The sequence below is a fragment of the Nonomuraea sp. NPDC050786 genome (genome assembly GCF_040654115.1).
Taxonomy (GTDB): Bacteria; Actinomycetota; Actinomycetes; order Streptosporangiales; family Streptosporangiaceae; genus Nonomuraea.
This window is the reverse complement of record NZ_JBFAHJ010000005.1, coordinates 333062-346685: the sequence shown is the minus strand read 5'-3', so window position 1 is coordinate 346685 and position 13624 is coordinate 333062. Positions and strand designations below refer to the sequence as shown.

At 70.1% G+C, this 13624-nt stretch carries 10 protein-coding genes; 3 read left to right on the top strand and 7 right to left on the bottom strand.

Annotated features, from left to right (window positions below):
- Positions 1 to 56: 56 nt before the first annotated feature.
- From AB0H84_RS13640 to AB0H84_RS13630, 3 genes are all read right to left on the bottom strand, one after another.
- A complete protein-coding gene (locus tag AB0H84_RS13640) occupies positions 57 to 1499 on the bottom strand; it encodes a penicillin-binding transpeptidase domain-containing protein (protein ID WP_357602888.1) in 1443 nt (480 codons plus the stop codon).
- Between the two features lie 36 nt (positions 1500 to 1535).
- Positions 1536 to 1895 (bottom strand): MerR family transcriptional regulator, encoded by a 360-nt coding sequence (locus tag AB0H84_RS13635; RefSeq protein WP_357602885.1) that lies wholly within the window; start codon positions 1893 to 1895, stop codon positions 1536 to 1538.
- 92 nt (positions 1896 to 1987) lie between these two features.
- Positions 1988 to 2626 carry a TetR/AcrR family transcriptional regulator gene (locus tag AB0H84_RS13630; protein WP_357602882.1) on the bottom strand — a complete coding sequence of 213 codons (639 nt, stop codon included), beginning with the start codon at positions 2624 to 2626 and terminating at the stop codon, positions 1988 to 1990.
- A gap of 68 nt (positions 2627 to 2694) precedes the next feature.
- Here AB0H84_RS13630 and AB0H84_RS13625 point away from each other — a divergent pair, with 68 nt between their 5' ends.
- Positions 2695 to 3990 (top strand): GH1 family beta-glucosidase, encoded by a 1296-nt coding sequence (locus AB0H84_RS13625; RefSeq protein WP_357602879.1) that lies wholly within the window; start codon positions 2695 to 2697, stop codon positions 3988 to 3990.
- Here AB0H84_RS13625 and AB0H84_RS13620 read toward each other — a convergent pair.
- Complete coding sequence (locus AB0H84_RS13620; RefSeq protein WP_357602877.1) at positions 3972 to 4868, bottom strand: hypothetical protein; 897 nt, start codon at positions 4866 to 4868, stop codon at positions 3972 to 3974. The genes AB0H84_RS13625 and AB0H84_RS13620 overlap by 19 nt on opposite strands.
- A gap of 211 nt (positions 4869 to 5079) precedes the next feature.
- Here AB0H84_RS13620 and AB0H84_RS13615 point away from each other — a divergent pair, with 211 nt between their 5' ends.
- Both AB0H84_RS13615 and AB0H84_RS13610 read left to right on the top strand, forming a co-directional pair.
- Entirely contained in the window at positions 5080 to 8097 is a 3018-nt protein-coding gene (locus AB0H84_RS13615; protein ID WP_357602874.1) for a M14 family zinc carboxypeptidase, read from the top strand.
- 123 nt (positions 8098 to 8220) lie between these two features.
- Positions 8221 to 9654: an aldehyde dehydrogenase gene (locus AB0H84_RS13610; protein ID WP_357602871.1), complete on the top strand. Its 1434-nt coding sequence runs from the start codon at positions 8221 to 8223 to the stop codon at positions 9652 to 9654.
- Positions 9655 to 9851: 197 nt separating this feature from the next.
- Here the strand turns inward: AB0H84_RS13610 and AB0H84_RS13605 are convergent, their stop codons facing one another.
- From AB0H84_RS13605 to AB0H84_RS13595, 3 genes are read right to left on the bottom strand one after another with little or no spacing between them, the layout of a single operon-like run.
- Complete coding sequence (locus AB0H84_RS13605) at positions 9852 to 10604, bottom strand: alpha/beta fold hydrolase (protein ID WP_357602870.1); 753 nt, start codon at positions 10602 to 10604, stop codon at positions 9852 to 9854.
- Between the two features lie 10 nt (positions 10605 to 10614).
- A complete protein-coding gene (locus tag AB0H84_RS13600; RefSeq protein WP_357602867.1) occupies positions 10615 to 13071 on the bottom strand; it encodes a LuxR C-terminal-related transcriptional regulator in 2457 nt (818 codons plus the stop codon).
- 55 nt (positions 13072 to 13126) lie between these two features.
- Complete coding sequence (locus AB0H84_RS13595; RefSeq protein WP_357602864.1) at positions 13127 to 13540, bottom strand: AMP-binding protein; 414 nt, start codon at positions 13538 to 13540, stop codon at positions 13127 to 13129.
- Between the last annotated feature and the right edge of the window lie 84 nt (positions 13541 to 13624).

Here is a 13624-nt window from a genome sequence, read left to right as displayed (position 1 = left end):
ACTACGCCATGCGCCCAGACGTAATCGTGAAGAACTGTCAGTGCCCGCGGGCACATTCACTCCATCGCGGCCTCGATGACATCCTGGACGATCGTGGTCACCGCGTCGGCCCGCGACCCCGGATGCTCCAGCACGACCCCCACCGCCACCTCGGGCGCGTTCGCGGGCGCGAAGGCGGTGATGACCGCGTGGTCGTCCGTCCCCGGGATGACCTTCGAGGCGGAAAATCCTGGCGCTCCCACTCCCGATCCCCTGGAAGCCCGGGCGCGGGGCGCCATCGTCATCATGGCCACCAGGTTCTTCGCCACCGCGGGCGACACGGCCCGCCGGTAGACCGCGGGTCCGGCACGGTCGACGACCGAGCCGTCCGGCAGCCGCACCTCCTCCACCAGGTACGGCCGCATCAGCACCCCGTCGTTCGCGACGGCCGCCGAGAGCATGGCGACCATCAGCGGCGTCACCCGGCTGTCGTGGTGCCCGATCGCCGACAGGGCGGTCTGGGACCTGTCCATGCCGAGCGGGTACCGGCTCGCGTCCGCGGCCAGCGGGATGCTCAGGCCCGGCGCGTTGAACCCGAACGCCTCGGCCTGGTCCCTGAGCAGGTCCTGCCCGAGTTGGAGCCCGATGTTGGCGAACGCGGTGTTGCAGGACACCTGGAACGCGTACGTCAGCGTCGGCCGGGCGTCCCCGCACCCGCCGCCACCGGCGTTCTCCAGGAACGTCGAGGTGCCGGGGAGCCGCAGCCGGGCGGGGGCGTCCACCAGCGCGTACGGGGTGTACTCGCCGGAGGCCAGCGCCGCCGCGGCCGTGACCAGCTTGAACGTGGACCCGGGCGGATAGAGCCGGTTCAGCGCCCGGTTCAGCAGGGGGTGCGACGGATCCGCCACGAGCCGGCGCGCGGTCTCGGACAGGCGCGCCGGGTCCAACGTGGCGAGGGCGTTCGGGTCGTACGTCGGATAGCTGGCCAGGGCCAGGACCGCCCCGGTCGCCGGGTCGATGGCCACCACCGCCCCCGGCAGCCCCGTCGCCTTGAGCCCCTCGTACGCGGCCCGCTGCACCCGCTCCCTGATCGTCAGCCGGACGTCCGCCCCCTCCACGACCCCGTCCCTGACCAGCGACCGCACCTTGACCTGGGGGTCGTCCCCCGACAGCACGCCGTCGCGCGCCTGCTCGATCCCGGTGGAGCGGTAGAGCGACATGTGCCCGGTGACCGCGGCGTACAGCTCTCCGTCCCGGTAGGTCCTCCGGTAGAGGTACGGGCCGGCGCCGGTCGGGCGGCTCGTGGCGATCGGCGTGCCCTCATAGGTGAGGATGTCGCCGCGCGGATGGTCGAACCTGGCGATCAGCGGCCGCTCGTTCCTGCGGTCGGAGTTGAGCACGCGCGAGCCGAACGCCTGGACCAGCGTTATGTGCGCCAGCACGAGGAAGAGCATTGCCGAGCAGCACCTGGCGACGCGGCGCAGCGGCTCGTTGATCCGCTCCGCCCTCGATCCGGCCATGGATCTTGGTTTAACAGCCGGAACGCAAAGGCGGAGCTAGAGGATGCTGCGGTAGTAGGAGATCTTGTTGTGGATGTAGCGCTGCCGCTCGGTGAGGTTGTCGATCTGCGCCCGGACCTGCCGGTCGTGCTCCTCCAGGAGCTTGATCCGGTCGGGGATCGTGTGGTCCCCCGCGCGGACGAGCTCGGCGAAGCGCTGCATCTGGCGGATGGGCATGCCCGTGTCACGCAGGCACCGGAGGGTGCCGAGCCAGCCGATGTCCTCCTGGCTGAACCTGCGCTGCCCGGCCGCGTTGCGGCCGACACGCTCCAGCAGGCCGATCTTCTCGTAGTAACGCAGGGTGTCGAGGCTGAAGCCGGTCTCCTCGACCACTTCCGCTGGTGTGTAGACACTCACGGCCCTTAGCATCCCACCTGGAGTGCACTCCAGGTCAACGCCTTGACATAGAGCGCGGCACGATGCTCCGGCCCACGGTTCCGCCGGTGGGGTCAGGGGAGGTGGTCGGCCAGGTAGCGGCGGACGAGCTGCTTGCACTCGGCGATCAGCAGCGCGTCGCCCCGGGGATCCGCCCGGAACGCCAGCTTGAGCACCGCGTCCGAGGCCTCCACCGCCACCAGCAGCGCGCGGTCCAGCCCCGGCCCCGCCGGGGCGCCCAGGAGCTCCCGGCTGAGGGAGCGCAGCCGTTCGGCCACCACCATGTTGTTGTCCAGCGTCCCGTCCAGCGTCCGCCGGCTCCCCTCCACCGAGGGGCCGCCGGGCGCGAGGAAGACCTCGCCGAAGTCCATCACCCCGAACCCCGGCGTGGTGCGCTTCATGTCGACGAACTCGTCCACGGCCAGGTCCACCAGGTCCGTCCAGTGCCCGAGGTCGGCCTGGGGGATGCGTTCGGTGATCCGGGCGAGAAACGCCTCGAGGTTGCGCCGCGCCAGTGCCCGCACCAGCCCCTGCTTGTCGGGGAAGAACTGGTAGAACGTGCCGATCGGGACCTCGGCCCGGCGCGCCACCTCCTTCGTGGTCAGCGCCTCGTAGCCGACCTCGTCGAGCAGCAGCGCGCACTCGTCGAGCATCCGCTCCACCCGCTCCGCGCTCCGGCGCTGGGCGGGACGGCGGCGCAAGGTACTCGTCATGACCCCATCCTGACCTATGCCGAAGGGTAAAGTTCGCCACGAAAGCCTAGGCCAGGGAGGAGTCCGGGATGTTCCTGTGGGGTACGGCCACGGCCGCGTACCAGATCGAGGGCGCCGTCGAGGAGGACGGCAGGGGCGTCTCCATCTGGGACACCTTCGCCCATGAGCCGGGCCGCACCAGGGACGGGCACACCGGCGACGTGGCGTGCGACCACTACCACCGGTGGCCCGAGGACGTCGAGCTCATGTCCGGTCTGGGAGTGAACGCCTACCGGTTCTCGATCGCCTGGCCGCGCGTCCAGCCCCAAGGAGACGGACCTGTCAACGCCAAGGGGCTCGACTTCTACGAGCGCCTGGTGGACGCGCTGCTCGAGCGCGGCATCCAGCCGGTGCCGACGCTGTTCCATTGGGATCTGCCGCAGGCGCTGGAAGACCGCGGCGGGTGGTTAAATCGGGAAATTCCGGAAAAGTTTGCCTGCTACGCCGCCGCGGTCGCCGACCGCCTGGCCGACCGCATCCCTCTCTGGATCACCCTGAACGAGCCGTTCGTCCACATGGCCTACGGATACGCCATGGGCATCCACGCCCCCGGCCAGGCCCTCCTCACGGACGCGCTCCCGGCCGCCCACCACCAGCTCCTGGCCCATGGGCTGGCCACGCGGGCGCTGCGGGCCGCAGGCGCCCGCCAGGTCGCCATCACCAACAACTGCACCCCGGTCTGGCCCGCCTCCCAGCAGGAGGCCGACCTCAAGGCGGCGGACGCGTACGACATCCTCCACAACCGCCTGTTCAACGACCCCGTACTTCTCGGCAAATATCCAGATTTGTCGGCATACACCCCCACCCTGGACTTCCTCCAGGACGGCGACCTCGACATCATCGCCACCCCGCTGGACGCCCTCGGCATCAACTACTACAACCCCACCCGCATAGCCGCCCCCACGGACGAGGGACTCCCCTTCTCGGACGCGGGCATCACCGGCCACCCCACCACCGCGTTCGGCTGGCCGGTCGTCCCCGACGGCCTGCGCGAGCTCCTGACCGGCCTCAAGAAGAGGTACGGCGCCGCGCTCCCGCCCGTCCTCATCACGGAGAACGGCTGCTCCACCGAGGACACGCTCGAGGACGACGCCCGCATCGAGTTCCTGGACGGCCACCTCGCGGCGATGCGCCGGGCCATGGCCGAGGGTGTGGACGTGCGGGGCTACTTCGTCTGGTCCCTGCTGGACAACTTCGAGTGGGCCGAGGGCTACCACCAGCGCTTCGGCCTCGTACGCGTGGACTTCGAGACCCAGCGCCGCACCCCGAAGGCGTCCTACCGGTGGTTGCGCGACTTCCTGAAGGCTCAGAACACCGACACGTGAACGTGGTCGTAGTGGTTGGCCGTGATCCCGCCCCGGTCCGACATCGGATCCCAGCCGCCCCCTGACCGGATGTCGTAGTACCGCTGCTTCCAGATGATGTACATGACGCCGATCCGGGCGCCGTTCTTGATCAGGTAATCCGCCAGGGCGTCACCGCGGGCCTCGTCGGCCCCGGTGGCCCTGGTGCCGCCTGTCGACATCATGAAGTCGCAGGCCCGGCCCTTCCCGTGCTCGCCGGGGTCGCCGGGGCGCAGGCAGCCGACGCCGTACTTCATGGGGAAGTTCTGCATGATGTCGGCGCGCACCGCGATCATGCGCTGGGTCAGCCCCTCCGAGCCGCCCGGCTGCTGGAAGCCGAACTTGGCGAGCAGCTTCTCCACGTCGCGCTGCTTGTCCTGCAGGTCCTTGATCTCTTTGCGGAGCTTCTCGATCTTGTCGTTGGCGGCGATCTTCGCCTCTTTGGACTTGTCGATCAGCTTCTGGACGTTCTCGATGCGCTTGACGCGCTCTTCGGCCATGTACGTCATGTTGGCCGCCTGCCCCAGCAGCGCGTACGGGTCGCCGTTGGGAGCGAGGAGCTGGAAGGTGTCGATCGGGCCCACCATGTACGCGCTCTGCGCGATGCGCGTGACGTCCGCCTGGGCCGCCTTGAGCTGGGCCTGCAGGGAGCCGGAGGTGGTGGTGGCCTTCTTCACCTGGAGCTTGATCTCCTCCAGGCTCTGGATCTGGCCGCGGTAGCGCTTCTCCAGCTGCGCGGCCTGTTTGGTGAGTTTCCTCAGGTCAGCAGGGCTGGGATCGGCCACGGCGGGCGACGGCGCGGGGAGCCCGAGCAGCCCGGCGAGGACGGCGACAAGACCGGCGACCCGCCAGATTCTCACACCCGTCCCCTCCCTCATAGACGGACCGAAACTATAGAAGATGATCTTGATGCCTGTCACCCGAACGACCGAACTCCCGCACCTTTGGCGAAATTTATGGCGATTTAAGGCGATTTGTCGGATTTAAGGAGAAGCTAAAGATTGGGCCTTGTATAGACCGCTCCAACGGTCTGAGATGGCGATCGAACTCGTCTCTGCGAAGGGGCAGACCGTGTCTCGATCATTGACCCTCGCCACCGCCGTCATCCTCGGCTTAGGCACGTCCATCGTGGCCACGACCGCGGAAGCGTCCGTGGACCCCCTACCGGCCCGCGACCGCATCGAGCTCTACCAGCTCGACAGCCCGCCGGGCACCGCCCAGGCACTCAGGGAGAAAGGCTTCGACGTCGTCCAGCAGGAGATCAAGGGCGGCAAGGAGCACATCGAGCTGACCGCGGCCCAGACGGACCTGGCCGCGCTGCGCAAGCTCGGCCACAAGCCCGAACCCGTACGCAACCCGCAGGGCCAGACCCAGCTGGAGGCCGCCAAGGCGCAGGCGGCGGGCGGCTACACCGTCTGGAAGTCCTACTCAGAGCCGGGCGGCATCGCCGACCAGCTCAAGGCCATCGCGAACGCCAACAAGGACCTCGTCAAGCTCCAGTCGATCGGCAAGTCGCTGAAGGGGCAGGACATCCTGGCCGTCAAGGTCACCACGGGCGCCCGGCTGCTGCCCGACGGCCTCAAGCCCTCGACGCTCTACTCCGCCACGCAGCACGCCCGCGAGTGGATCGCCACTGAGGTGGACATGCGGCTGCTCAAGTACGTGCTCGCGAACAAGGCCACGCTCAAGGACCTGCTCAACAGAACCGAGCTCTGGTTCGTCCCGGTGGCCAACCCCGACGGGTACGACTTCACGTTCACCGAGGGCAACCGCCTGTGGCGCAAGAACCTGCGCGACAACGACGGGGACGGCAAGATCGCGATCGGCGACGGCGTCGACCCGAACCGGAACTTCCCCACGAACTTCCACTACGACGAGGAAGGCTCGTCGAGCATCCCGAGCAGCGAGACCTACCGCGGCACAGGGCCCGCCAGCGAGCCCGAGACCAAGGCCATGGACGGCCTGCTCAGGCGCGTCGGGTTCGAGATGCAGCTGAACTACCACTCCTACGGCCCGCTGCTGCTCTACCCGAGCGGCTTCCAGATCGCCACGGAGACCGCCGACAACCCGATCTACGAGGCCATCACCGGCAACGACGCCAAGCCCGCGGTCCCGGGGTTCGACCCCGACCTCGGCGCCGAGCTGTACACCACCAACGGCGACACCAACGACCACGCCCACCGCCAGTACGGCACGCTGTCGTGGACGCCCGAGCTGGACGAGGGCTGTGACGGCTGCGGCTTCGTCTTCCCCGACGACGAGGCGCTGGTGCAGGGCGAGTTCGAGAAGGGCCTGCCGTTCGCGCTGGACGTGGCCAAGTCCGCGGTCAACCCCGTCGAGCCGGTGAACCACCTGGGCAACACGACCCCCGACTTCGAGCTCGACCCGTTCGAGGTCAGCTACGGCAGGGACCAGGTCGTCCAGGTCGACGCCAAGCGCAAGCTCGGCCCGGTGCTCCTGAACTACCAGGTCAACGGCGGCCGCACCAGGACGGCCCTGACCTCCGAGTGGAAGGGCGGCGAGCGCTACGGCAAGGGCTACGACCGCTACTACCACCGGCTGCGCGGCAGGATCACCGGCACGAAACCCGGTGACAAGGTGAAGGTCTGGTTCAGCTCGATCGGCAGGAAGAGCGCCGACTTCACCTACACCGTGGCGTCCGACATCGGCGGCAAGGTGCTGATCCTGGCCACCGAGGACGTCACCGGCCTCAGCCCCGCGCAGGGCGCGACCGAGGCCAAGTACGCCGACGAGTACGCCGCCGCGCTCCAGGCGGCCGGCTACACCTCGGACGTGTACGACATGGACAAGATGGGCCGCAAGGCCCCGCACCCGCTCGGCGTGCTCAGCCACTACCAGGCCGTGGTGTGGGAGACCGGCGACGACATCATCCCGAGATCGCCCGGCCAGGTGGCGGGCACGACCTCCAAGGGCGGCGTGGACACCGAGCTGGCGGTCCGCGACTACCTGAACGAGGGCGGCAAGCTGCTGCACGCCGGCAAGTACCCGTCGTACGCGGCCAACGCCAACGGCAGTTACTACTACCAGCCCGACCAGCCGGCGCAGCCCGAGTGCACGGTCCCGAACGACCCGCCGTGCATCCCGGTGTTCAACGACTTCCAGCAGTACTGGCTCGGCGCGTACGTCTTCTTCGACGACGCGGGCACCGACCAGAACACTGGTCAGCCGTACGCGCTGCGGGGCCAGGGAGGCGCGTTCGAGGGCTTCGACGCCACGATCGAGCCGAGCCACACCAACTCGTTCGTGGCCACCTCGGCGATCCTGCCCGCCAAGCAGTTCCCGCTGTTCGCGAGCTCGGCCCAGATCAAGTGGGTACGCCCGGGCGGCCCGTTCGACCCGCACACCGGCTCCTGGGACGTCTACAGCGGCATCGCCGACGTCTCCTGGAAGCGGCTGACCAAGACGATCGACCTGACCGGGAAGAGCGCGGGCGAGCTGTCGTTCTGGACCTCGTACGACACCGAGAACGGCTGGGACTTCCTGACGGTCGAGGCGCACACGGCGGGCGGCGACGACTGGACCACGCTGCCGGACGCCAACGGGCACACCGCCCAGGACGCCGGCAGCAGCTGCGATCCGCCCAGCGGCGGCGAGGGCTGGCGGGCGATCCACCCGTTCACCCAGCGCTACCAGGGCCCGAACTGCGAGCCGACCGGCACCTCCGGCTCGTGGAACGCGGCCACCGGCAACTCGGGCGGCTGGCAGCAGTGGAAGATCGACCTGACCCCGTACGCGGGCAAGAAGGTCGAGCTCTCCATCTCCTACATCAGCGACTGGAGCACCCAGGGCGCGGGCGTCTTCCTGGACGACTTCGCGCTCACCCTGGACGGCGCGACGGCGGAGCAGACCTCGTTCGAGTCGGACCTGGGTGGCTGGGCGGTCGGGGCGCCTCCCGAGGGCACCTCACCGTCGATCAACAACTGGTTCCGCACCGACCAGGTCTTCGAGGAAGGTGGCGGCATCGTCACCAAGGACACCGTCTACCTGGGATTCGGCGCTGAAAGCGTGACCGACCAGGCCACGCGGACCGACCTGGTGAAGCGGTCGCTCAAGCATCTGCTCGGCTAGGGCCCGGGAGGGGTGCGGCACGCCAGGCCGCACCCCTCTTGCGTGTCCGCACAGAACATGGTTCGGTCGCCTTGAGGCATCCCGAAAGCAAGCAAGCATTCGGTCAAGCAGGAGGCTCACGACATGCGCCAGCACGACACGCTGTTCATCGGGGGCGAATGGGTGGCCCCAGCGGGCACCGGAACGATCGAGGTGGTCTCCCCGCACACGGAGGAGGTCGTCGGCCGGGCGCCCGACGGCACCGCCGAGGACATGGAGCGGGCGGTCGCGGCCGCCAGGGAGGCGTTCGACCACGGGCCGTGGCCGCGGATGACGTTCGCCGAGCGGGCCGAGGCGATCGGCCGGCTGGCCGCGATCTACGACGAGCGGCAGGGCGAGATGGCCGCGCTCATCACCGAGGAGATGGGCTCGCCCATCACGTTCTCGAACCTGGCCCAGGCGCCCCAGCCGCTGGGCATGCTGCAGTACTACGCCGAGCTGGGCAGGACGTTCGAGCAGGAGGAGCAGCGGCCGGGGCTGTTCGGCCCGACCACCGTGCGCAGGGAGCCCGTGGGCGTCGTGGCGGCCGTGGTCCCGTGGAACGTGCCCCAGTTCGTCACGATGACCAAGGTCGCGCCCGCGCTGCTGGCCGGCTGCACCATCGTGCTCAAGCCGGCGCCGGAGACACCGCTGGACGCGTACCTGCTGGCCGAGTGGGCGCTCGAGGCGGGCATCCCGGCGGGCGTGCTCAACATCGTGCCCGCGGGCCGCGAGGTCGGCGAGCACCTGATCTCCCACCCCGGCGTGGACAAGGTGGCCTTCACCGGCTCGACGGCGGCCGGCCGGCGCATCGCCGCCATCTGCGGCGAGCAGCTCAAGCGGGTCAGCCTGGAGCTGGGCGGCAAGTCCGCCGCGATCATCCTGGACGACGCCGACCTGGCCGCCAGCATGGGCTTCCTCTCGCTGGCCTCGCTCATGAACAACGGCCAGGCATGCGTGGCCCAGACCCGTATCCTCGCCTCGCGCAACCGCTACGACGAGGTCGTCGAGGCCATCGCCGGCATGACCACGTCCCAGCCCGTCGGCGACCCCGCCGACCCGGCGACCGGCATCGGCCCGCTGGTGGCCAAGCGCCAGCAGGACCGGGTGGAGGGGTACATCAGGATCGGCATGGAGGAGGGCGCCAAGGTCGTCGTCGGCGGCCTCGACCGGCCCTACGACCGCGGCTGGTACGTCTCCCCCACCGTTTTCGCCGGCGTCAGCAACGACATGCGCATCGCCCGCGAGGAGATCTTCGGCCCGGTCCTGGTCGTGATCCCTTACGAGGACGAGGCGGACGCCGTACGCATCGCCAACGACAGCGACTACGGCCTGGCCGGCACGGTCTGGACGGGCGACACCGAGCACGGCATGGACGTGGCCCGCCAGATCCGCGCCGGCACGTACGGCGTCAACTGCTTCATGCTGGAGACCAACGCGCCCTTCGGCGGCTTCAAGGCCAGCGGCATCGGCCGCGAACTCGGGCCCGAGGGCCTGAACGGCTACCTGGAGTACAAGACGATCGCGCGGCTCGGCTGAGCACACATGCGAAGGGCCTCGTGGCACTGCCACGAGGCCCTTCTGATGCGAAATGTGCACCCAGCGCGCCCCCGCAACGCTAGGTACAGATCCCGCTACCGGAAGTATGTCCCACGTCCACCGCGACGGCGGTTTCCTTCCCCAGGGACTTTCTCCCGGCGGTTTCCTTCTGTACGTCCTAGATAGACGCGTTTAACTCACGAAAGGTTCGAGGCAATCCATTTGCCGATTCTGCGGATGAGGTCGGGGGTCGCGGCGGACTCGGCGTGCCCGTACCCGGGCTCGATCCAGAGCTCCTTCGGCTCGCGCGCGCCTGCGTAGAGCTGGCGTGGGTGGTCGAGCGGGAAGAACGCGTCGGCGTCGCCGTGCACGATCAGCAGCGGCGCCGGCGAGATGAGCGCGGCGGCCTCGTGCGGCGGCATCGGGATCGGGTCCCACTCGCCGCGGGCGATCCTCGTGCGCTTGGCCATCCTGGCCGCCCAGCGGCCGAGCGGCCGCTCGATGGCCCAGTGGACCTGCCGCATCGGCTTGGTCCCCCGGTAGTACCAGCGGGCCGGTCCGCTCACCGCCACCACCGCGTCCACGCCCCCGTGCAGCGCCGCGTGCCGTACGGCCACCGCCGCGCCCATGGAGAAGCCCACCACCGCGATCTTGGAGTAGCCGACCACGCGGGCGTGCCTGACGGCGGCCTCCACGTCGAGGATCTCCAGGTCGCCCACCGTGGTCTCGCCGCCCGAGCGCCCGTGGCCGCGGAAGTCGAAGGCGACCACGCCGCCGTACTCACTCAGCACGTGCACGATGCGCCGCGCACTCCGCTCCCGCCACGACCCGGTGAACCCATGCGCCACGACCAGACCGAGGTCCGTACGGGCTGAGGGCGTGTGCGCGGCGTCGATGCGGACCCCGTCAGCGGTGCGCAGCATGACGGGGAAGTTGGGCGCGAAGTGCATGGATATGAGCTTATGTTCGCCCCGCGTCCGCCCCATGCTCGGCCGCCCACACCGCGATCTGCGCCCGCGAGTCGAAGTCCAGTTTCTCCATGATGTTGGCGATGTGCCGGGCCACGGTGGCCGAGCTGATCACCAGCTCCTGGGCGATGCCGCGGTTGCTGAGGCCGCGGGCGAGCAGCACGGCGATCTCCTGCTCCCGCGCGGTCAGCCTGCCGTACGGCGCCGCCTCCTGGGCCGCCTCCTGAACGGGTGCGCCCGGCTGCGCGAGAGCGCGCCCGGCCTCGCCCTCGAGCACCCACCTGGCCACCTCCTCGGGCGGCCGCTCCGCGCCCTTGGCCCAGAGCAGCGCCACCCGCCCGGCCCCGAGCCTCGATCGGGCGAGCACCAGCAGCTCCTGGACGCGGCCTGGCGTGCCGAACTGCCCGATGGACTCGCGCAGCGCGGTGGCGGCCGACCCGGCCAGCACCGCGCCCTCCAGGTCGTCCTGGGCCCGCGCCAGGGCGGACAGCGCCACGAGCGCGCGCATGACGCCCCTGCGCTGGCCCATCTTCCTGCTCAGGTCCAGGCCGGCGGAGATGTGCCTCCTGGCCGCGGCGTAGTCGCCCAGCCCGGCCGCCACCCGGCCGAGCTGGGCATGGCAGCGGGCCAGCTCGACGCGGTTGTCCATCTCCTCGATCAGCGGCAGCGCGGCGGCGTGGCGCGACCTGGCCGTCTCCAGGTCACCCGCCGCCTCGGCGACCGCGCCGAGATGGGTCAGGGCCCTGGCCACCGTCCAGTGGTGCCCGGCCTCCGTGGCCAGCGCGAGCGCCTCCTCGCCGTGGCGCTGGGCCTGGTGCAGCCGCCCTTGGAAGAGCGCCAGGTTGAGCTGGGCGATCCTGGCCGTGCTCAGGTTGAACAGGTCGTCGTGGGCGGTGGCCGCCGCCTCCAGCTCATCGAGGTAACCCCGTGCCTTCTCGCTCTGCCCGGTGCGGAAGAACACGCTCAGCGCCACGCCGTACGCCATGCCCAGCCAGTGCGTGTACGGGTGGCGCTTCTGCTCCTCGACGCTCTGCACGATGAGCTCCTCCGCCCCCGCGAGCTCGTCGGCGAGCTCCAGCCCGTACGCCAGCGCGCCCTTGGCCACCGCGATCAGGTCGGCGGGCACGCCGGACAGGTCGAGCGCGAGCAGCCGCTCGTGCCAGGCGATGCTCTCGCCCAGATCGCCACGGACGATCAGCATCGCCAGCGACACGCGGGCGAGGCGGAGCCCGAGCACCGCATCGCGGCTCTCCACCGCCCAGTCCACCGCGTTCCTGGCGTCGTCGAGGAGGGCGCGGCCCCTGGTGAAGTGCGCGAAGCGCTCCTGCCACGGCTTCCTGCGGTCGTACGAGCCCGCCGCGTAGCCGCGCTCCAGCTCCTCGCAGATCACCTTCAGGTGCCTGTCGCGCAGCCGCTCGCACTCCCCGGCCTCGTCCAGGCGCTCGGCGGCGTACTGCTTGATGGTCTCCAGCAGGCGGTAGCTGCCGGGGGCGTGGTGCAGCACCAGCGACTTGTCGACCAGGCCGCCGAGCAGGTCGAGCACGTCAGCCCTGCGCACGATGCCGCCGTCGGCGCACACCTGCTCCGCCAGGCCGAGGTCGAACAGCCCGGCGAAGACCGACAGCCTGCGCAGCAGCACGCGCTCCTTGGGCAGGAGCAGCTCGTGGCTCCAGTCGACGGTGGCCAGGAGCGTGCGCTGCCTGGCGGGGGCCGTGCGGTCGCCGGTGGTGAGCAGGCTGAAGCGGTCGCCCTTGCGGTCGGCGATGCGGTCGGCGATGCGGCCGGGGCCCAGCAGGCTGGTGCGGGCCGCCGCCAGCTCCAGCGCGAGCGGCAGGCCGTCGAGCGCGTGGCACAGGCGTACGACGTCGCGCATGCTGCCGGTCACCCCGCGCGCGCCGGCCGCGTGCGCCCGCTCCACGAACAGCAGCACCGATTCCGCCTCGGGATGCCGCTCGTCCGGCAGCTCCAGCGGCGGCACCCGCCAGATCAGCTCGCCGGGGATGTGCAGCGGCTCGCGGCTGGTGAGCAGGAACCGCGGCCGCGGGCACTCGGCGATCAGGTCGGCGACCAGCTCGGCGCAGCGGTCGACCAGGTGCTCACAGTTGTCCAGCACGATCAGGGCCTCGGCGCCGCGCAGGCGCGTGCGCAGGCCGTCGAGCAGCCGTCCGGGCACCTCGTCGCGTACGCCGAGCACCTCGGCCAGCTCGTTGACGAGCAGCGCGGGGTTGCCGATGCGGGCCAGCTCCACCAGCCACACGCCGTCGGCGAAGCGGTGCGCCTCCTGCGCCGCCACGCGCAGGGCCAGGCGGGTCTTGCCGATGCCGCCGACGCCACTCAGCGTGACGACGCGTTCTTCGTGGACCAGTGCCGCCAGCTCGGCCAGGTCGCGGGCGCGCCCGACGAAACGGTTGGGCTCGGCGGGCAGATTGTGCAGGACTTGCGCGGTCATGTGGGTGCCCAAGCGGTAGCGGGAGGATCACATCCGGTGCATAGTCTCCACCGCTTCAGTGCCCGATGGGATCACTTTCCGTGCAGAGCTCGCGACTGTTTGGATAGGAGTGTAGGGCGCTCAGGTCCGCGACGCTCATGATGATCCTTACGGGTGATTCGTCCGCCGCGTCGAGCGCCTGCGGGACGTCGGAGATCATCACCCGGGCGCCGCTCGCGCGCATGCGGTGCCTGAGGGCGCCCGCGTCCAGCTCTGCCGGCAGTGGGCAGACGACGCCTCCCACGGCGATCACCGCGGCCGCCGCCACCATCAGGTCGCACCCGAGGGGCAGGCAGATGAGCACGGTGTCACCCTCGCGCACGCCTCTGCGCCGCAGCTGGACGGTCGCGACGGCGGACCTCTCGTCCAGCTGCTCCTCGGTGAGCTTCAGGCCCGTGCCCGAGTCCACCATGACGATCCGCTCCTCCATGTGGCCCACGGTAGGGAGGGGGTCTCGTGCATACATGGGGCGGAATATGCAGATCCTTATGCAGAAGCTCCGTCACCGCCGCGG

Coding starts and splice junctions, on each gene's coding strand:
- AB0H84_RS13640 (WP_357602888.1), bottom strand. CDS start 1,499: ATGGCCGGATCGAGGGCGGAGCGGATCAACGAGCCGCTGCGCCGCGTC.
- AB0H84_RS13630 (WP_357602882.1), bottom strand. CDS start 2,626: ATGACGAGTACCTTGCGCCGCCGTCCCGCCCAGCGCCGGAGCGCGGAG.
- AB0H84_RS13625 (WP_357602879.1), top strand. CDS start 2,695: ATGTTCCTGTGGGGTACGGCCACGGCCGCGTACCAGATCGAGGGCGCC.
- AB0H84_RS13610 (WP_357602871.1), top strand. CDS start 8,221: ATGCGCCAGCACGACACGCTGTTCATCGGGGGCGAATGGGTGGCCCCA.
- AB0H84_RS13605 (WP_357602870.1), bottom strand. CDS start 10,604: ATGCACTTCGCGCCCAACTTCCCCGTCATGCTGCGCACCGCTGACGGG.
- AB0H84_RS13600 (WP_357602867.1), bottom strand. CDS start 13,071: ATGACCGCGCAAGTCCTGCACAATCTGCCCGCCGAGCCCAACCGTTTC.
- AB0H84_RS13595 (WP_357602864.1), bottom strand. CDS start 13,540: ATGGAGGAGCGGATCGTCATGGTGGACTCGGGCACGGGCCTGAAGCTC.